Source organism: Streptomyces sp. NPDC053541 (assembly GCF_044544705.1).
Taxonomy (GTDB): Bacteria; Actinomycetota; Actinomycetes; order Streptomycetales; family Streptomycetaceae; genus Streptomyces.
In genome coordinates, this window is sequence record NZ_JBITXM010000003.1 from 402,647 (window position 1) to 421,263 (window position 18,617).

Annotated in this window: 19 protein-coding genes; 9 read left to right on the plus strand and 10 right to left on the minus strand. The window is 75.1% G+C overall.

Annotation, left to right across the window (positions count from 1 at the left end; translation table 11 throughout):
* Window positions 1-91: 91 nt before the first annotated feature.
* A complete protein-coding gene (locus tag ACIGW2_RS09030) occupies window positions 92-811 on the minus strand; it encodes a leucine-rich repeat domain-containing protein (protein ID WP_399842258.1) in 720 nt (239 codons plus the stop codon).
* A gap of 201 nt (window positions 812-1,012) precedes the next feature.
* Between ACIGW2_RS09030 and ACIGW2_RS09035 the strand changes: the two genes are divergently transcribed.
* Entirely contained in the window at window positions 1,013-1,546 is a 534-nt protein-coding gene (locus ACIGW2_RS09035) for an SRPBCC domain-containing protein (protein WP_391652010.1), read from the plus strand.
* 105 nt (window positions 1,547-1,651) lie between these two features.
* Entirely contained in the window at window positions 1,652-2,230 is a 579-nt protein-coding gene (locus ACIGW2_RS09040; RefSeq protein WP_391652009.1) for a DM13 domain-containing protein, read from the plus strand.
* 43 nt (window positions 2,231-2,273) lie between these two features.
* On the opposite strand, the gene ACIGW2_RS09045 is transcribed toward ACIGW2_RS09040, so the two are convergent.
* Window positions 2,274-3,020 (minus strand): MBL fold metallo-hydrolase, encoded by a 747-nt coding sequence (locus ACIGW2_RS09045; RefSeq protein ID WP_399842262.1) that lies wholly within the window; start codon window positions 3,018-3,020, stop codon window positions 2,274-2,276.
* Between the two features lie 113 nt (window positions 3,021-3,133).
* The gene (locus ACIGW2_RS09050) at window positions 3,134-4,111 is read right to left on the minus strand and encodes a GlxA family transcriptional regulator (protein WP_399842265.1); all 978 of its coding nucleotides are present in this window, start codon (window positions 4,109-4,111) and stop codon (window positions 3,134-3,136) included.
* Window positions 4,112-4,494: 383 nt separating this feature from the next.
* Between ACIGW2_RS09050 and ACIGW2_RS09055 the strand changes: the two genes are divergently transcribed.
* The 3 genes from ACIGW2_RS09055 to ACIGW2_RS09065 all read left to right on the plus strand — a co-directional run bounded on the left by ACIGW2_RS09055 (window position 4,495) and on the right by ACIGW2_RS09065 (window position 8,654).
* Window positions 4,495-6,315, plus strand: coding sequence for a SpoIIE family protein phosphatase (locus tag ACIGW2_RS09055; RefSeq protein WP_391652006.1), 1,821 nt, complete (start codon window positions 4,495-4,497; stop codon window positions 6,313-6,315).
* A 91-nt stretch (window positions 6,316-6,406) separates the two neighbouring features.
* The gene (locus ACIGW2_RS09060; protein ID WP_399842267.1) at window positions 6,407-7,780 is read left to right on the plus strand and encodes a DUF5685 family protein; all 1,374 of its coding nucleotides are present in this window, start codon (window positions 6,407-6,409) and stop codon (window positions 7,778-7,780) included.
* Between the two features lie 145 nt (window positions 7,781-7,925).
* Window positions 7,926-8,654: a hypothetical protein gene (locus ACIGW2_RS09065; RefSeq protein WP_399842270.1), complete on the plus strand. Its 729-nt coding sequence runs from the start codon at window positions 7,926-7,928 to the stop codon at window positions 8,652-8,654.
* Window positions 8,655-8,711: 57 nt separating this feature from the next.
* On the opposite strand, the gene ACIGW2_RS09070 is transcribed toward ACIGW2_RS09065, so the two are convergent.
* Together ACIGW2_RS09070 and ACIGW2_RS09075 are read right to left on the minus strand one after the other, a co-directional pair.
* Window positions 8,712-9,122, minus strand: coding sequence for a DUF6069 family protein (locus ACIGW2_RS09070; RefSeq protein WP_399842273.1), 411 nt, complete (start codon window positions 9,120-9,122; stop codon window positions 8,712-8,714).
* A complete protein-coding gene (locus ACIGW2_RS09075; protein ID WP_391652002.1) occupies window positions 9,119-9,730 on the minus strand; it encodes a TetR/AcrR family transcriptional regulator in 612 nt (203 codons plus the stop codon). Before ACIGW2_RS09075 ends, ACIGW2_RS09070 begins: the two co-directional genes overlap by 4 nt.
* Before the next feature lie 228 nt (window positions 9,731-9,958).
* Between ACIGW2_RS09075 and ACIGW2_RS09080 the strand changes: the two genes are divergently transcribed.
* Window positions 9,959-10,966 carry an AraC family transcriptional regulator gene (locus ACIGW2_RS09080; protein WP_391652001.1) on the plus strand — a complete coding sequence of 336 codons (1,008 nt, stop codon included), beginning with the start codon at window positions 9,959-9,961 and terminating at the stop codon, window positions 10,964-10,966.
* 167 nt (window positions 10,967-11,133) lie between these two features.
* Complete coding sequence (locus ACIGW2_RS09085) at window positions 11,134-12,003, plus strand: oxidoreductase (RefSeq protein ID WP_399842278.1); 870 nt, start codon at window positions 11,134-11,136, stop codon at window positions 12,001-12,003.
* A 91-nt stretch (window positions 12,004-12,094) separates the two neighbouring features.
* Here the strand turns inward: ACIGW2_RS09085 and ACIGW2_RS09090 are convergent, their stop codons facing one another.
* From ACIGW2_RS09090 to ACIGW2_RS09105, 4 genes are all read right to left on the minus strand, one after another.
* Window positions 12,095-12,931, minus strand: coding sequence for an NAD(P)H-binding protein (locus ACIGW2_RS09090; protein ID WP_391651999.1), 837 nt, complete (start codon window positions 12,929-12,931; stop codon window positions 12,095-12,097).
* Window positions 12,928-13,824, minus strand: coding sequence for an alpha/beta hydrolase (locus ACIGW2_RS09095; protein WP_399842282.1), 897 nt, complete (start codon window positions 13,822-13,824; stop codon window positions 12,928-12,930). Before ACIGW2_RS09095 ends, ACIGW2_RS09090 begins: the two co-directional genes overlap by 4 nt.
* A gap of 51 nt (window positions 13,825-13,875) precedes the next feature.
* Window positions 13,876-14,280 carry a nuclear transport factor 2 family protein gene (locus tag ACIGW2_RS09100; RefSeq protein WP_399842285.1) on the minus strand — a complete coding sequence of 135 codons (405 nt, stop codon included), beginning with the start codon at window positions 14,278-14,280 and terminating at the stop codon, window positions 13,876-13,878.
* A gap of 209 nt (window positions 14,281-14,489) precedes the next feature.
* Window positions 14,490-15,725 carry a DUF418 domain-containing protein gene (locus ACIGW2_RS09105; protein WP_399842288.1) on the minus strand — a complete coding sequence of 412 codons (1,236 nt, stop codon included), beginning with the start codon at window positions 15,723-15,725 and terminating at the stop codon, window positions 14,490-14,492.
* A gap of 142 nt (window positions 15,726-15,867) precedes the next feature.
* On the opposite strand from ACIGW2_RS09105, the gene ACIGW2_RS09110 reads away from it, so the two are divergent.
* Both ACIGW2_RS09110 and ACIGW2_RS09115 read left to right on the plus strand, forming a co-directional pair.
* A complete protein-coding gene (locus ACIGW2_RS09110; protein WP_399842291.1) occupies window positions 15,868-16,635 on the plus strand; it encodes a TetR/AcrR family transcriptional regulator in 768 nt (255 codons plus the stop codon).
* A 163-nt stretch (window positions 16,636-16,798) separates the two neighbouring features.
* A complete protein-coding gene (locus ACIGW2_RS09115) occupies window positions 16,799-17,242 on the plus strand; it encodes an MscL family protein (protein ID WP_391651995.1) in 444 nt (147 codons plus the stop codon).
* 66 nt (window positions 17,243-17,308) lie between these two features.
* On the opposite strand, the gene ACIGW2_RS09120 is transcribed toward ACIGW2_RS09115, so the two are convergent.
* Window positions 17,309-18,451, minus strand: coding sequence for an MFS transporter (locus ACIGW2_RS09120; protein ID WP_391652458.1), 1,143 nt, complete (start codon window positions 18,449-18,451; stop codon window positions 17,309-17,311).
* Between the last annotated feature and the right edge of the window lie 166 nt (window positions 18,452-18,617).

Sequence of the window (18,617 nt, forward strand, 5' to 3'; positions counted from 1 at the left end):
GGCCGGAAGGATACGGGAGGGCACTGACACGGGAGTTGCGGCCGGCGGCCGCGGTGCCGCTCCCGTCCGCGCGCCCCGGCAGGGCTCGCCCTCACCACAGGACGACGCAGCCGCGCTCCTCGAGCCGCGACAGCAGCGCCGGGGCCGGCACACAGGGATTCCAGCGCAGGTCCAGCTTCTCCAGCGACGGCAGTTCGGCGACCCAGCCGGGCAGCCGGGTCAGGCGGTTGCCGCGGACGTCGACGTGGCGCAGCAGCGGCAGCCCGGCGAGCGCCTCGGGGAGGGCGTCGAGGGCGTTCTCCCGCAGGTCGAGATGGCGCAGCTCGTCCAGCGCGGCCGTCGACGGCGGCAGGGAGGCGAGGGCGTTGCCCCGCAGCCAGAGCTCGCGCAGCGCGCGGAGCGAGCCGATCGACGCGGGCAGCGCGGTCAGGCGGTTGTGCTGCGCGCGGAGTTCGATCAGACCGCTCATCCGCCCGAGGGTCTCGGGGAGCGAAGTGAGCCTGTTCTCGCCGACGTTGAGGTAGCGCAGCCGCCGCAGGTCGCCGAGGGCCTCGGGCAGCTCGGCCAGGTCGTTGTCGTGGAGGTAGAGGAAGCCGCTGAGACCGGTCAGCTCGCAGAGTTCGGCGGGGACCGAACGGAGCCGGTTGTGGCCGAGGTCCAGCGTGGTGAGCCGCCGGAGCCCGCCGATCCGCGACGGGAGCCGGGTCAGCCCGTTGTCGGCCAGGATCAGCACGTCGAGGTCGGTGCGTTCCCAGACGGACGCGGGCACCTCGCCCAGCTGCCGGCGCCAGAGGTTGAGCGTCTGCGGCACGGGTGCGTTTCCTTTCGACGGTGCGGCGGCTCTTCGACGACGCGGGGTGGAGGCCCGGGCGGCCGTCGGCCGCGCGGCGGGCGTCGCCGAGGGCCCCCGACGACGCGGGCGTCGGGGGTAGTGTTCTTCCCCCTCCTTCGGACCGCCACTCCGATCCGGCTCCTGCCCGACACCCACCGCACCCGAACCCGACGGAGCACGATGAACACCCTGCCCCTGGAAACCGATCCGACCGTGACCGCGGTGCGCCACGACACGTTCACCGTCGAACGGCACGTGGCCGCCACCCCGGACGCCGTCTTCGAGGCCTTCGCCGACACCCCGGTGCGGCGCCGCTGGTTCGTCCTCCCGGGCCGCCGGACCTCGTACGCCCACGACTTCACGGTCGACGGCGGCGAGACCGCGACCAGCCTCTTCACGACGGAGGGCGCCGAACCGGAACGGCTCGCCTACGCCTCCCGCTACCTGGACATCGTCCCGGGCGCCCGGCTCGTCTACACGTACACCTCGCGCGTGAACGACGTCGCCCGGTGGTCCTCGCTCGTCACCGTGGAACTGCGCCCCGACAGCCAGGGCACCCATCTGCGCTGGACCGAACAGGCGGCCTTCCTCGCCGCGTCCGCCCGCCCCGAGGACGACCTGCCGCACCTGCGCGGCGCCACCCGGCTGCGTCTGAACGGCCTCCCGGCGGCCCTCCGGCCGGCCGGGCCGCCCGAAGCCCCGGGAGCGCCGTAAGGCTTTCGTCATCCGGTCAGGACTGTCCGGCGCGCGCCCGGGTGCCTTGAATGGAGCACGCAGGAGCCGGCCGGACGGGGCCGGCCGGACACGGAGGGAGGCGTCGTGGGGCGCGTCACGAGGAAGCGACGGTGGGCCGCGGTGGCCGGTGCGGGACTGGTGCTCGCGACGGCCGGGGCGCTGTGGTTCAAGCCCTGGGCGCTGTGGGTGGACGAGACCGTGCACGAGGCGCTGCCCACCGTGAGCGCGGCGCCCCCGGCGCCGGTGACGAGCGGGCCCGCCGGCGCGCCCGCGCCCTCCGCCCCGGCCGCCTCCGCACCGCCCGCGGGCCCGGTCACCGTGGCCCGGGGCAGCTTCGTCAGCCACGAGCACGCGACGACCGGCACCGTCAGGATCGTGCGGCTCGCCGACGGCAGCCACACCCTGCGCATCGAGGGCCTCGACACGAGCAACGGCCCGGACCTGCACGTATGGCTGAGCGACGCCCCCGTGCGGGAGGGCACGGCCGGCTGGGGCGTCTTCGACGACGGGAAGCACCTCGACCTGGCCCGTCTGAAGGGCAACAAGGGCGACCAGAACTACCCGCTGCCCGCCGGCGTGGACTGGACGGCGTATCCGAGCGTCAGCATCTGGTGCGACCGGTTCGACGTCTCCTTCGGAGCCGCCGCCCTCGCGCGCACCTGACTCCCCCCCCGCCTGGCCGGGGGCGGCCCGGGGCGTGCGCCCGTCAGACCGTGCGGACCGGGAGCCGTCCGGCGGCGTGGAGCCGGGACAGGCGCCGGTGTTCGCGCTCGGCCCAGCGCCGGACCCGGTCGGGGTCGAGCCGGGTGCCGTGGCCGACGTGGAGGCCGGTCGGGTTCAGGGCCAGCATCCGGCGCAGACTGGCGAGGTTGGCGAGCGGGTCGTCATGGAAGGGCGGATTGGCGGGGCGGCCGCGGACCAGACCGAAGAACGAGGTGGCGATCAGGTCGCCGGCGACCAGATCGCCTTCGTCGGTGAGGACCGAGACCGATCCCGCGGTGTGCCCGGGCGTCGGCACGACGCGCCCCGCGACGCCGAAGTCCGTCAGGTCGGTCTCGCCGGTGAGGAGCACGTCGGGCTCGAACGGTTCCACCCGCAGGTGCAGGTTCTTGTTCCCGGCCATGAGGCGGCCCATCGGCCCGGTGGGCAGATAGGGCTCACGGGCCCGGCCGGAGCGGTACGGGCCGAGGTCGGCGACGTGGCCCGCCACGGGCGCCCCGGTCAGCCGGTGCAGTTCGGCGGCCGACCCGAAGTGGTCGATGTGCCCGTGGGTGATGACGATCAGCGACACGTCGGAGGGGTCCACCCCGTGGGCGGCGATCCCGTCGTGGATCTTCCGGCCGCTGCCGGGCGTCCCCGCGTCCACGACGACGGGCCGACGGCCGAGCAGAAGGTACGCGTTGACGTGGTGCCGGCCCATGACCGGGATGGGGACGACCTTGGTTCGGGACACGGTTCTCTCCTGGGGGCATGACGGTCCTCCGCCGCGCGGTGGTCCGCGGGCGGTCGAGGGACGGGCTGGGAAAAGGAGGCGGAAGGACGGGGGTGGGCGCCGGGGGTGGCGGATCAGCGGAAGCGGCGCCGGTACTGGGCCGGGGTCGTGCCGAGGCGGCGCCGGAACGCACGGTGCAGGCTCTCCACCGAACCGAGGCCGCTGAGCGCGGCCACCTCGGGCAGGCCGTGGGGCGTGTCCTGGAGCAGCCGACGGGCGGCCTCCAGGCGGACGGACTCCACGTACGCCGCCGGCGTGGTGCCGGTGCGGTCGCGGAACAGGCGCGAGAAGTGACGCACGCTCAGGTGCAGGCGCGCCGCGAGGACGTCGGCCGAGAGGTCCTCGGCGAGGTGCTCGCCGATCCACCGGCGCAGCTCGTCCAGCCGGTCGTCGGGCGCCGGGGGAGGGGTGAGCGGCGCGCTGAACTGGCTCTGGCCGCCCGCCCGTTTGACGTACATCACCATGGTCCGGGCGGTGGCAAGGGCGCGTTCGGGGCCGTGGTCCTCGGTGACCATGGCGAGGGCCATGTCCATCCCCGACGCGATGCCGGCACAGGTCCACAGCCGGCCTTCCCGGATGAAGATCGGGTCCGGGTCGACCGCGACGAGCGGATGATCGGCGGCCAGCCGGGCGGCCGTCCGCCAGTGGGTCGTCGCGGTGCGCCCGTCGAGCAGGCCCGCCGCGGCCAGCAGATGCGCGCCCGCGCACACGGATCCCACCCGGGGGACGCCGGGGGCCGTGGCGCGCAGCCAGTCGACGATCCCGTCGTCGAGGACGGGCTCCACCGCGTGGTCGTCCACCCGGACGGCGCCCGAGACGAGGAGGGTGTCCACGCCGCCGGGTACCTCGTCCAGCGTCAGGTCGGCCATGAGCCGGATCCCGCCGGAGGTGGTCACCGGTTCGCCCCCGGGCGTCGCGATGCGCACGGTGTAGCCCGGACGGCCGGTGCCGGCGACGCGCGTGGCGACGGAGAACACCTCGGCCGGGCCGGTGATGTTGAGCAGCTCGACGCCGGGGAAGGCCACGACGACGACGCGGTGCGCGGGGAGCATGCGCCGATCATGGCGCCCGGCCACACAGGGCCGCAATGACCAGGTTCTGTCAGATCCGGACATGCCGGCCGGGCGGGCCCCGGACGGGACGACGGGGCCGGTCTCCCGGCCCAGGGCGGAGGCGTCGGGTGTGGAACCGGTCGGTGCCACCCCGCCGCCGCCGTGCCGGTGCCGCCCGGCCCTCCGCGCCCTCACCCCCGCCCCGGCGTTCGATCACTGTGCGTCGATGGCCCAGAACCGACGGTTCCGTTCTTTCCGCCTACCGGGCGGTACGGCACGCTCCCGGCGGAATTGCCTGGTGGGGGAGCGGCCCGATCGGCCGCGAAGGGGTGCATGCTGGGCACGAGCACCGGTCGAGTAGTTCCTGTCTGGAGGCCGAAAGAGTGAACGGCGGCAAGGGGAGACGACGCCTGACGGCTCGCGCCTCGGCCGGGAGGGGTGCCGCGTCGCACCGCTCGGCCGCGACCCGCAGGCGGCTGGGACGGATCGGCGGCGAGGTCCCCCTCGACCGGCTCACCACGCGCGGCCGGCTCGCCTGGCTCAATTCCGCCGGCTCCCGGATCGGCACCAGCCTCGACCTGGAGCGCACCGCCCAGGAGCTGGCCGAGTTCACCGTGCCCGCCTTCGCCGACGGAGCCGCCGTCGACATCCTGGAGAGCGTCCTGCGCGGCGAGGAGGGCGCGCGCTGGACCGGCACGGGCGTTCCGATCATGCGGGCCATCGCGGTCAGCGCCGTCGAGGAGCTGTCCTCCCTGGAACCCACCCCCGTGGGCGAGACCTCCGTCCGCGCCGAGGCGCAGCACGAGACGCTGCTCCACCGCTACTGCCTGCGCCAGGGCCGGCCGGTCCTGGTGAGCCGGATGGGCCCGGCCGACTTCGCCAAGGTCGCGCCGACCGCGAGCGCCGCGGCGAAGATGCGCGCCGCCGGAGTGCACAGCTACCTCGCGGTGCCGCTGATCGCCCGCGGGCTGCTGCTCGGCAGCGTGGACTTCGTCCGCGGCCCCGGCTCGCCGCCGTTCTCCTCCACCGACCTCGCCCTGGCCGAGCAGCTCGCCTCCCAGGCCGCCGTCTACATCGACAACGCCCGGCTGTACGGGCGCGAGCGCGAGCACGTCGTCACGCTGCAGCGCACGCTGCTGCCGCGCGCCACCCCCGTGACGCCCGGGCTGCGCGTCCGGGCCGAGTACGCGCCGCCGACCGGGCACCAGGGCGTGGGCGGGGACTGGTACGACGTGATGGCGCTGCCCGGCGGACGCACCGCCCTCATGGTCGGCGACGTCATGGCCCACGGGCTGCCCGCCGCCGCCACCATGGGACGCCTGCGGGCCGTGGCCCGCACCCTGATGACCCTGGACATGTCCCCGGAGCGCGTCCTGGCCCGCCTCGACCTCGCCACCCGCGACCTGGAGGACGAGCAGGTCGCGACCTTCCTCTGCGCCGTGTTCGACCCGGCCGACTCCACCTTCACCCTGGCCAGCGCCGGGCACCTGCCGCCGCTGCTGGTCGACGGGGGCGGCTCCGCCGAGTTCGTGGACGTGCCGATCGGCGCGCCGCTCGGCGCGGGTGTGATCCCGTACGACCGGGTCAGGGTGGAGGTCCCGGCCGGCGGCCACCTCGTCATGTACACGGACGGGCTGGTCAAGTCCCGGCACGGGGACGTCGAGCACCAGCTGAACGGACTGCGCGCCGCCGCCCGCGACCTGGCCCCCGGCGCCCTGGAGAGCGGCGGCCTGTTCGCCTCCGCCCCCGCCGGCGACACGACCCGCTTCGACGAGGCCGTGCTCCTCGTCGCGACCTCCGTCGCCGACGCGACGACGTCCGCCGACGGGCCGGCCGACCTGCGCGAGTGGCAGCTGCCGCAGGAGGGCCGGGCGGCCTCCGTCGCCCGGGGACTGGTCACCGACCAGCTCGCCGTGTGGGACCTGACCGAGCTCGCCGACGTCTTCGAACTCGTCGTCTCCGAGCTCGTCGGCAACGCCCTGCGCTACGGCAACGGACCCGGCAGGCTCCGGCTGCTGCGCGGCGAGCGCCTGGTCGTGGAGGTGTCGGACACCGGCCCTGACCTGCCGCAGATCCAGCACGCCGACCTCGGCGACGAGGGCGGCCGGGGCCTCCAGCTCATCAACATGCTGTGCCGCCGCTGGGGTTCGAGCCGCACGGTGACCGGCAAGGTGGTCTGGGCCGAGCACGACCTGCCGCACTGAGGCCCGGCCGTTCCGGGCGGACGTACGCGTGTGACACTGAGGGCCGCCGCCCGGCGAGGGACCGGGCGGTCACGCGTACGGGGGACATGCGATGTTCGGAATCATCAGGCCATGCCGTCACCGCCTGGGCGAGGGTCTGCGCACCGAGTGGATGGCGCATCTGTGCGGCCTCTGCCTGGCGCTGCGCGGCGAGTACGGGCAGTTCGCACGGGTGGCCACCAACTACGACGGCCTGATCGTCTCGGTGCTGACCGAGGCGCAGTCCGAGCGCACCGGCGACTGGCGGCGCGGCGCCGGGCCGTGCCCGCTGCGCGGGATGCGGTCGGCGGACGTGGCGCAGGGCGAAGGGGCGCGGCTCGCGGCGACGGTGTCGCTGGTGCTGGCCGCGGCGAAGATACGTGACCACGTCGCCGACGGCGACGGCCTGTTCGGACGCCGCCCGGTCACCCTCGCGGCCCGCCGGATCGCCCACGGCTGGGACCGGGCGGGCGCCGCCGGCGGCGAACGGCTCGGCTTCGACACCGCGGTGCTGATCGAGGCGGTGGAACGCCAGCCCGAGATCGAGCGGCTGACCGGCCCCGGAGGCTCCCTGCTCACGGTCACCGAACCCACGGAGACGGCGACCGCCGCCGCCTTCGCGCACACCGCTGTGCTCACCGGCCGCCCGGGCAACGCCGAACCGCTGGCGGAGGCCGGGCGCCTGTTCGGCCGGCTGGCCCACCTCCTGGACGCGGTGGAGGACCTGGACGCCGACCGGGCCTCCGGCTCCTGGAACCCGATCGCCGTCACCGGCACGGACCGGGCCGAGGTGCGCCGGCTCTGCGACGACGCCGTGCACGGCATCCGACTCGCCCTCGCGGAGGCCGAGTTCGTCGACGACCGGCTGGTACGGGCACTGCTCGGCGGCGAGTTGGAACGCGCCGTCGACCGGGTCTTCGACCCCCGCCACCGGCAGCACCGGCACCGCCACCAGGCGCGGGGCCCGCGGATGCTGCCCTGGCTGGGCCGCCGTACGTCGCCGGAGGCGACGGCGCCCCCGGCGAGCGGCGAGAGCTGCGGCGTCGGCGCACTGGTGGCGGGCGAGGGCGCCCCGCGGGCCTCGGGCCGCCCGTACGAGGGGCAGTGCCGGCGGTGCGGCCAGTGGCGCCGGCTGTGCCGGGACTGCGGACTCTGCACCGACTGCTGCCGCTGCGCGGCGGACGACGGGATGGACGACGGGGAGCCGATCCAGTTCGGCGACGGACGGAGCGGCGGTGGCTCGCAGCGGGACGGCTCCGGTGGCGGCGACGGCTGGTTCGGCGGCCACGGCGGCGGCAACTCGGGCGGCTCCTCCGGTGGTTCCGGCGGCTGGGGCGGCGGGCACGGCTCCGGCGGCTCCGGCTCCTCGGGTGGCTCGGGCGACGGCTGCGGCGGTGGTGGTGGCTGCTGCAACCCCTGCAAGTGCTGCTGCGACTGCTGCGACTGAGCCCGGGCGCCGGCATCCTGACGCCCGGCCGGGGCCCGGCCCGTACCGGAGACGCGGCCCCCGTACCGGAGATGAGTACGCGTACTCAGCCGGCTCCGGTACGGGCGCCCATCGGCGGTTCCGGGCCGTTGCATAGGGTTCTCGTATGCCCGACGAGAACATGCCAAGCACGCCCGGCCCCGCCCCCGGCCCCACGTCCGCCCCCGGATTCACCCCCGACCTCGCCCCCGAAGCGGCCGGGTCCCGGGCGGCCTCCTCGTGTGTCACCGGCGCCCTCGGCTGCGCGGGCATCGCGCTCCTCGGCGTCGTCGTTCTCGTCGGCGCGCTGGTCTGGCACTCCTGGGGTGCCACCGACTTCCCCCGGGTGGCCCCCGAGGAGATGGCGAGCCGGGCGGTGGAGCGTTCCCGGGAGGCCTACGAGGTGCTGGGCTTCACCCGCACCATCCGGCCCGGGGTCGCGGACCTCGGCGTCAGCACGCAGAACACCCTCGGCTCCCAGGCCTGTCACGACGGCGGCCTGCTCGGCATGGAGGACAAGACCGTCGACGGCGCCTCCTCGATGCACCACAGCTGGGCCCTGGACCACGTGCCGGCGAGCCAGGCCGAACCGGGCCTGCGCCGGCTGCACCAGCACCTCAAGGACCAGGGCTGGGAGATCACCTCGTACCGGGAGGGCGGGCCGGGGAAGGACTGGGACCTGTTCGTCCAGCGCGACGACGGCGCCGAGCGCATGTCCTTCACCTGGTACCGGGACCGGGAGTACTTCACCGGCGGCGCGAGCGTGCCCTGCGCCTACGACCCCGCCTGGAAGGCCGGCGACACGGGCACCCCCGGGGAGCACCTGTGGCCGCCCGCCTTCCCGCCCGCCCGGTAGCGCCGGCCCCCCGGCTCCGGCCGGTAACCGGCCCCCGACGGCACGTGAGGATCCGCGTCAGGCCCGCGCGGTGCGGGGTCCCGCCGCGGGCGAGGTGGAGGCCAGCCCCGGGATCAGGACCGCCGCCACCGCCAGGTGCATCAGCGCCAGGGCGGCCGCGGTGCCGGCGTCCATGCCGCCGCCGGTGAACGGCAGGAAGGACACGGCCAGTACGGCGCCTGCCGACCGGGTCCACACCGTCCGGGGCCGCCGCACCCCGAACCGCTCCAGGGCGGCCAGCAGTCCCCAGCCGGCCAGGGAGGCGAGCAGCGCGAGGAACGCCACGGCTCCGCCGCCGATGTCGAGCACCTGCTCGCCGTCCGTGATCCGCAGCGGGTGGCCGAGCAGCGGGTCGGTGACGAGCCACACCAGGACGGGCGGCAGGACGGCCCCGCCGACCACCCCGAGGCGCCGGGCCCGCGCGCTCACCGCGCGGCCCCCGAGGCGGCCCCGTGCAGGAAGAGCTCGACCAGCTCCCGCGGGGTCAGATCGGGCTCGTCGTCCGTACGCGGCTGGGTGAAGAGCAGCCCGAAGAACAGCGCCGCGATCTGCTCCGGCGGCCGGCGCAGGGTGGCCCGGTCCGGCTCCAGCAGGTCCGCGAGGGCCGCGCGGATCCGGGTCGTCGACTCGTGGCGGCCCGCACCGCGCACGGTGCCGGGGTGCTTGCCGCCGCCGTGCCCGAGCGAGCCGGCGATCGCGCCCATCCTGGACAGGTGCGCCTGCAGCGCCTCGGCCGCCTCCGTGAGCCGGTCGGCGAGCGGCTGGTCCACGTCGATCGCGTCGAGCTCGCGGACGGCGTGCTCGGGGGAGAGGGCCTCGGCCATGCAGGCGTGCAGCAGTTCCTCCTTGTCGGCGAAGACCCGGAAGATCGTGCCCTCGCCGATGCCCGCGGCCCGTGCGATCTTCGCGGTCGTCACGGCCGCCCCGTACTCGGCGATCAGCGGGATCGCGGTCTGGATGATCATTTCGCGGCGGCGCTCCGGCGACATCGCGGGGGCGCGGCGGCGGGTGCTCTGGTTCTTCTGAGGTTCCGTCATGTCGACGAGAGTACGGAGTGAGTGCTCACTCCGTCAATGAGTGAGGACTCACTCCGATCCGTTTCCGAGGGCGAGGCCGGGCCGGGTGCTCGTCTCCTCCGGGTGTCCGTGCAGAATCGTGCGCACTTCATGACGGCGGCGCGGGGGGCGGCCGGGCGACGACGGGCCATCACCTCCGCGCGACGACCCGCCCCTTGGGGACGCCCTGCGGGGAGGACGGAGAGTGCAGTGGCGATCGGGACGCTGTTCCGCAGCCAGGATGTTCCGCCCGGCGAACGGTTCGACCGCTGGCGGGAGATGATCGCCCAGAGCCGCGCGAACGACACGGCCAGTCCCCACGCCGGCGACTTCCACGCGGAGTTGCTCCTGATGGAGCTCGGTCCCGTGACGGTGTGGCGGACCTCCTTCGCGCCCGCGCGCTTCCGGCGCAGCACCCGGCGGATCCGCCGCCACGACGCCGAGCACTACCACGTCTCCCTGCTCACCCACGGCGGACTGACGCTGGCCCCCGAGCGCGGCGGGACCGCCACCATCGGCCCCCGCGGTCTGCTGGTGGACTCCAGCTGGCAGGCCTGCGAGTCCCACGCCCACGCCGCCGACTCCACGGCCGACGGCCGGCCGGGCGTCGTCGCCGGGGTGGGCCTCGACCTGCCGCGCAACCTGCTTCCGCTGCCCCCGCACCGGATGGAACGGATCCTCGGCCGGGGCCTCTCGGCGGGGAGCGGCACGGGAGCCGTCCTGGCGGAATTCCTCGGCAGCCTCGGCCGGCACGCCGACACCCTCCGCCCGGCCGACGCGCCCCGCCTCGGCACGGTCACGGTCGACCTGGTCTCCGCCGTCCTCGCGCACGCCCTGGAGGCCGAGGCCGCCCTGTCACCCGAGACCCGGCACGAGGTGCTGGCCCAGCGCATCCGCACCTTCGTCCGCCGGCACCTGCCCGACCCGGAACTGACCCCGGCGACCGTCGCCGCCGCGCACCACATCTCGCTCAGCCATCTGCACCGCGTCTTCGGCGAGCAGCACCCGGGCGAGACGGTGGCCGCCTGGATCCGCGCCCAGCGGCTGGAGCGCATCCGCGCCGATCTGGCCGACCCCGCCCTGCGGTCCGTCCCCATCCACGCGCTGGCCGCCCGCTGGGGAATGCCACGGGCCTCCCACGTCACCCGCGCCTTCCGGGCCGCGTACGGGCTCTCCCCGCGCGCCTACCGCGCCCGGGCGCTGCCCGAGCGCGGCTGACCGGGCGCGAAGGCGCCGGAGGGAGCGGGAGGGAGCGGGAGGGAGCGGCCGGGATGGCGACGGGTCGTCAAGACGGTGCGGACGGAACGGCAACACGGCCGCACGGACATCGGGCATTCTCGCCGTGCGCCGCTCCGAGGGCGGCGCACGAAAGCCGAGGAGGCGGATTGAACACGCAGGATCCGACGTCCGGCACGCCCGTGCCGGGCAGGGTGTGGCTGATCACCGGGGCCACGTCCGGTTTCGGCCGGTGCATCGCCGAGGCCGCCCTGGCCGCGGGGGACACCGTCGTCGCCGCGGCCCGCCGCCCGGCCGCCCTGGACGAACTCGCCGCCGCCCACCCGGACCGGCTGGTCCCGGTCGCCCTCGACGTCACGGACGGCGCCGGGATCGACGCGACCGTCGCGGACGTGGTGGCACGCTTCGGGCGCATCGACGTGCTGGTCAACAACGCCGGCCGCGGTCTCGTCGGCGCCGTGGAGGAGACCACCGACCGGGAGCTCCGGGACCTCATGGAGCTGCACTTCTTCGGGCCCGCCCGGCTCACCCGCGCGGTCCTGCCGCACATGCGCGGCCAGAAGTCCGGCGCCGTCGTGCAGATGAGCAGCATGGGCGGCCGGCTGTCCTTTCCCGGCGTCGGCGCCTACTCGGCGACGAAGTTCGCGCTGGAAGGGCTGACCGAGGCGCTCGCGGCCGAGGTCGCCCCGTTCGGCATCAAGGCGCTCATCGTCGAACCCGGCTCCTTCCGCACCTCCTTCGCGGGCGGCGGCGCCCTGCAGCAGACCGCGGAGATGCCGGAGTACGCCGAGACCGTCGGCGCGGTGCGCACGGGCCTGCCGGACAGCGACGGCAAGCAGGCCGGTGACCCGGCGAAGGCGGCCGCCGCCATCCTGAAGGCGCTGGACAGCGAGCGGACCCCGCTGCGGCTCGCCCTCGGCAACGACGCGCTCGACGCGATCACCGCCCACGCCGAGGCCGCCCTGGCGGATGCCCGCACCTGGGAACAGGTCAGCCGCGGAACCGACTTCGACGCGTGAGCACGGCCGGCGCCAGGGCGCCGGTGACGCAGGGACGGAGGAGCCCCCGCCGCACGAGAGGCGAGGGGCTCTTCCCGGTCCTGTTCCCGGCTCAGTCCTGCCCGGGTCCGGTGAACGCCCCGCGGTGGGCGGTGGCCCACGCGCGGAAGCCGCGGGGCGGACGGCCCGTGACCCGCTCCACGGTCGGGTACACCCGGGACTCGTCGAGGGTGCCGTCCCCGTAGAAGCTGAAGAAGGCCTCGATGTACGGCTCCGGCACCCCGGCCTTCGCCATGTCGGCCCGGCCCTCCGCGTCCGAGAGCGCCTGGAAGCGCAGGTCGCGCCCGAGGACCTCGGCCAGCACGGCAAGACGCTCGGCCGGCAGCAGCGGTTCCGGACCGCTCAGTTCGAGCACCTGCCCCTCGTACCCCGGGTCGAGCAGGGCGCGGACGGCGACGGCGGCGATGTCGTACGGGTCGACCGAGGCGACCGGCACCGCGCCGAAGGCGTCCCTGACCACGTCACCGGCCCGCAGCTGCGGCAGCCAGCGCAGGGCGTTCGACATGAAGGCGTTGGGCCGCAGGAAGGTCCAGGCGAGCCCGGACTCCCGCACCGCCGTCTCCGAGCCGATCATGTACCGGGACAGGACGTTGTCGGTGTCCGTCGCGACCGTCGCGAGGCTCGACAGCAGGACGACCCGTTCCACTCCGGACTGCCGCATGCGCGCGAGGAGTCCGGGCATGTCCCGGTATCCGGGCAGCAGGAACACTCCCCGTACGCCGTCGAGGGCCGGCCCGAGCGAGTCGGGCTCGTCGAGGTCCCCGACGGCCTGCTCGGCCGGGAGGTCGGCCGGCCGCCGGACGAGGGCGCGGACGGGCTCGCCGGCGCGGGCCAGGGCCCGCACGACCTCGCCGCCGACGTTTCCGGTGGCACCGGTCACGAGGATCACGCGAGCGTCCGTCCGAAGTGGGCGGTCACGGTGTCGACGGCGAGGGCGACCTGGGGTTCCTGGTCGTAGAAGTCGAACTGGGTGCCCTCGGTCCACAGGATGTCCTTGGGGCCGGCGAGGCCCGCGTGGAAGCGGTGGGCGCCCTCGGGGATGGCGGCGTCCTCGCTGTGGACGAGCAGGGTGGGCTGGGTGATGCGGGGAGCGAGCGCGACGGCGTCGTAGGTGAGCCAGTCCGCCCAGGACATGACGGCGAAGCGGTTGGGCCAGGCGGGAATGCCGCCGCGGGCCGGGTTGAGGTAGAAGTCGATGTCGTAGGGCATGGCCGCGCGTTCGTCGGTGGCCGAGACGACGGGCACGTAGTCGACCTCGCCGGTCTCCTCGTAGCGGGCGCGGGCCTCGCGGCCGGTCTTGACCCGCTCGGCGACCGCCTCGGCGCCGCCGTAGGCCGCCTCGCAGATCGCGGCGTCGTGGAGCCACGGCGCGACGAGGGCGAGCGAGCGGACCCGCGGGTCCCGGGCGGCGTTGTCGGACATGTACATCGCGGCGGCGCAGATGCCGAGCGCGCCGATCCGGTCGGCGTCGACGGCCTCGTGGCCGGCCAGGAAGGTGACGGCGTGGTGGATGTCGCGGACCTTGCGGGCCGGGTCCTCGACGTCCCGCGGGGTGCCGGCGGATTCGCCGAAGCCGGTGAAGTCGAAGGAGAGCGCGGCGTGTCCGCGGGCGGCGAGCCGCTCGGCGTACCGGTCGGCCATCAGCTCCTTGACGCTGGTCCAGGTGCCGGCGACCACGACCCCGGGCAGCGGGCCGGAGGCGCCGGCGTCGTCGGGGAGGAAGAGGTTGCCGGTGAGGGCGACGCCCTCGCTGTCGAAGGTGACCTTGATCGTGCGCGTCATGCGTGCTCCAACGTGGCTGTAGTGGTCGGTCCGGTCGGTCCGTGGGTGGCGTCAGCGCTCGCCGTCGCTCCAGACGGTGGTCATCACCACGCCGGTGATGCGCCAGCCGCCGCCCGTGCGGGCCAGGGTGAAGCGGTAGGTGCCGCCCAGCGTCCACCGGGAGTCGTCCGCCTTGCGGTGGGTGGCCTGGAAAGTGGCGGTGCACTCCGCACCGTCGCCGTCGACGGCGGCCAGGTGGTTTCCGAGCAGGTGGTGGGTGGCGGCGTACGCTCCCAGGCCCGCGCGCCAGCCCTCGACGATGCGGGCCGGGGTGAGGGTGACGGGCTCGCCGCCGTCGAGACTCGTGTAGTCCAGGGTCACCTTGTCGGCGAACACCCCGGCCAGCGCGTCCCAGTCGCGCCGGTCGGCGTACCACGCCATGCGGTTGCAGGTGTCGATGACGTCCAGACGGTCCATGGTGATCATCCTTGGTGCGGCCCCGGAACGTCCGGGGACGGTACGGGGCGGGTCAGTGGGTCGGGAGTCGGTGCGGAAGGGAGTGCGGGGCGCGCCGGCGGCGGCGCGGTGCGTCAGGAGCGGTGCGCTCCGCGGTTTTCGATGATGCCGTGGCCGCGCCGGACGGCGTTGTCCTCGCGTCCGCGATCTCTGTTCCCCGCGTCTCAGGATCATGCGGCCCGCCCGTGTGACCGGCGCCGGCGGCGTGCCGCGGCCCCGTAGGTGAGCCGCCGCAGCACGGTCTCTGCCGGGCCCGGCCGGTCGCGGGCGTCCAGGCGGAGGGCGATCAGCACCGAGGCGAGCCAGACGCCCGCGGCGACGAGGACCACGACCGCGGTCGGGGCGCCCGCCCCTCGCCCGGCCAGGTCGAGCGTGAAGGGCAGCAGCAGCACGAGCCAGGCCACCGACTGGAACAGATAGCCCGACAGGGACCGGCGTCCCAGCGCGGCGAGGCCCCGTACGACCGGGCCGTCGGGCCGGGTGACCCGGGCGGCGAGGAGTCCGAAGACCGCCACGTACCCCGGCCCGGCGAACATGCCGCTGCCGCCGTGGAGCAGCAGGGCCAGCCGGGCCGTGGACGCGTCGACGCCGAGCCATCCGGCCCCGACGAGGGCGGCCGGCAGCGCGCCGACGAGCGCGATGCCGATGCCCGCGACGGCGGTGCGGACGAGCAGGGTCCGGTGCGCTCCGGGCCGCTCCAGGACGCGCCGCCGGGCCGCCCACATGCCCAGCCACGCGATCACCACGAAGGGCAGGGTGCTCAGGGTGTGCGCGGGCCACTCGGCGAGGCGGGCGGCGATCGAGTCGGCGTACGAGGCGGTGGCGAGCGAGTCGACGTGGCCGACGGGCAGCGGCGCGTCGCCCGAGCCGGTGAGGACCCGGTGGACGACGATCCCGCCGAGGACGAGCAGTTCCAGGAGCGACAGCGCCCAGATCACGAGCACGATCCGGTGGAAACGGTCGCCCCGGCGCAGCAGGGTCAGCGTGACGGCGACGCAGACGATCCCGTACGCGCCGAGGAAGTCGCCGTAGTACAGCAGGGCGGCGTGCGCGAAACCGAGCACGGTGAGCCAGAACCCGCGCCGGAGCAGCAGGGCGCGGACCTGGCGCGGCGAGCTGCCGAGCGTGTCCTGACGGCGGGCCAGCTGCACCATGCCGTACCCGAACATGAAGGCGAACACGGGGTATCCGCGGGCGTGCGCCAGCTCGAAGAGCAGGAAGGTCAGCCCGCGCTCGGCGCCCTGCGGGTCGCTCGGGAGGCCGGGTTCGCCGGCGAAGGCGACGCCGGCGGCGTTCGCCAGCGCGATGATCAGGAGCATCGCTCCGCGGGTCAGATCCGGGGCCAGGGCGCGGTCGGCGCGCTGGACCGGCCCGTTCGCCGGGCGAACGGTGGTGTCCACAGGCATGTGTCATCCCCCTCGGGGCGCGGGGTCCCTCCCCGGGCCCTCTCGACGTACCCGAGAAACTGTGTCACACAAACTATGTCACGTAAACTAACTCGTCCTCTGTCATGATGAGGGATCACGCTTCCGGAGGGCCGAGGGGACCATGACCAGTGAGGACGCCGTTCCGGCGGCACTGCGGCGGCTCTGGCGGGTCGAGGAGCCGCCGGCCCGACTGGGCCGCCCCGCGGCCCTCGACGTCGACCGCGTCGTCGCCGCCGCCGTCGAGGCCGCCGACCGCGACGGCCTCGACGGCGCGACCCTGCCCAAGGTCGCCAAGAGCCTCGGCGTCACCGGGATGTCGCTCTACCGCTACGTCGGCTCCAAGGACGAACTCCTCGTCCTCATGGGCGACCACGCCCTCGGCGCACCGCCGCGCATCGACGCCGGCGACTGGCGCGAGGGACTGCGCGCCTGGGCCCGCGCCCAGCAAGCCGTCTACCGGCAGCGGCCCTGGCTCGCCGAACTGCCCGTGACCGGGCCGCCCTCCGGCCCCCACCGGATCGCCTGGATGGAGGCCGCCCTCGCGGTCCTGGCCCCCACCCCGCTCGACTGGGCGCACAAGGTCGGCGTCCTGTCCCTCGTCGGCGGCTACGTGGTGCAGACCGCGCGGCAGGAGCACGAGCTCGCCCGCGGCCGGGCCGACGGCCAGCCCCAGTCCGACGCCGAGCGCGCCTACGGGCGCGCCCTCGCCGGACTCGTGGACCCCGAACGCTTCCCGGAGACGGCCCGGTTGTTCGCCTCGGCCCTGTTCGAGGCCGGACCGGAACCGGCGGACGCCTCCGACGACGCGCTCGGGGACGCCGACTTCACGATCGGCCTCGAACTGATCCTCGACGGCGTCGCGACCCGGATCGCCCGTCCCGCGCCCTGACGGCGCCGGGCGCACCCGCCGGCCGCGGGGCCCGGCTGCACCCGTCCGTGCGTCATCGCGACGTGGCTCCCGTACCGGCCGGGCGGCCTGCGCTTAGCTGCTCAGGTCATTTCCGCCGGGCCCCGCGCCCGGGCACAGCGACCCCCAGGAAAGGAAGCGGTCAGTGCTCAAAGGCTTCAAGAACTTCCTCATGCGCGGCGACCTCATCACCATCGCCGTCGGGCTGGTCATCGCGCTGGCGTTCTCGACCCTGATCAAGGCCTTCACCGACTTCGTCATCAACCCGATCGTCAGCCGCTTCCAGGGCGGCGAGTCCCCGGGGCTCGGCTGGCAGCTCGGCGACGAGGGCAACAAGGCGACCTACCTCGACCTGGGGCAGTTCATCTCCGCGCTGATCTACTTCGTCATCTTCGTGGCGGTCGTCTACTTCCTGATCGTCGTCCCCTACCGGCACTTCCAGGCCCGCCGCGGCGTCACGGTCTTCGCCGAACCCGGCCCGCTCAAGACCTGCCCCGCCTGCCTCTCCGAGGACCTGCCCGCGGCGGCGAGCAAGTGCCTCCACTGCGCCACGGAGCAGCCGCCGACGGAGGGCGCCGTCCGCCGCTGACCCGCTGACGGCGGCAGCGAGCCGTTCCGGCCCGTCGCGCCGGCCCCGCCCCTCCTGCTCCGGCCGTCACCCCCGGGGCCTCGCGGGGCCGCCGCCGGCCAGGAGAGCGGTGGCGGCCAGGGCGAGGAGCGCGGCCAGTGCGGCGAAGCCGTACGTGAGGGTGGTCAGGGTGGCGACGGCCGCGACGAGCAGGGGGCCGCCGGCGTCGCCGAGTTCGCGGCCGATCTCCGCGGATCCCATGGTCTGGCCGAGGCGTTCGGTGGGCGTGGCGGCGGCGAGGGCGGCGAAGCCGAGCGGTGTGATCAGTCCGGTCCCGGCTCCGGTCAGGACCGCGGCCGTCAGGACGCCCGGCAGTCCGGGCAGCATCGCGCAGCACAGCCCGGCGGCGGCCGTCAGCAGCCCGGTGATCAGGCCGGTACGGGTGGAGAGGCGTCCGGCGTCCAGGGCCCGCCCCGCCACGGGCTGGACGACGCCGGCGCAGGCGGCCAGCACGGAGACGGCGGCTCCAGTGGCCACCGTTCCCAGTCCCGCCGCCCGGCCGGAGACCGGCAGGAAACCGACGCCGACGGACAGCGCGGCGGTCGCCCCGGCGAGGGCCACGGTGGGGACGACGAAGGAGCGGGAGGTCAGCCGCCGCGCCAGGTCCAGCAGGGTCTGACGGGTGCGCGGCAGCGGCGGCACCGTGGGCACGGCGAGCAGCGCCCAGAGCGCGACGCCCGCGCCCAGCGCCGCCATCACGGCGAAGAGCAGCCGCAGCCCGCCCGCCCAGACCAGCACACCGCCCAGCAGCGGCCCCAGCGTGAAGCCGACCGACTTGCAGAAGCCGTAACTGCCGAACGCCCGCCCGTGTCGCGCGGCCGGGTTGAGCCGGGCGACCAGCGCGGAGGCCGAGGGCGAGAACGCGGAGGCCGCGGCGCCCTGGCCGAGCCGGGCCACCCACAGCCAGCCGGGGCCGTCCGCGACGGCGTACAGTGCCGAGGCCGCCGCGAACGCGACGAGCCCGCCGAGCAGGACGGGCCGGGGGCCGACCCGGTCCGCCAGGGTCCCGAAGACCGGCTTCAGCACCACCTCGGCGCCGTCGTACAGGGCGAGCAGCCCGCCCAGGACGAGCAGCGAGGTCACCGTGTCCTCGGCGAACCCGCCGAGGTTCGCGGCGATCCCGTGGGCACCGAACGCGGTGGTGAACCCGGCCGCGTACAGCGGCCACATCGCCCGGCGCGGCGCCGGCAGCACGGCCCGCGCGCTCACGCCCGCCGTGCCCCGTCCGCGGAGACCGGCACGTCCGGCACCGCCCAGATCCCCACCGGGTCGCCTGTCATCCGGCGCAATCTAGCAGCCGTCACCCTCCGGGAAGGTCATCCGATCAAGGGCGCAT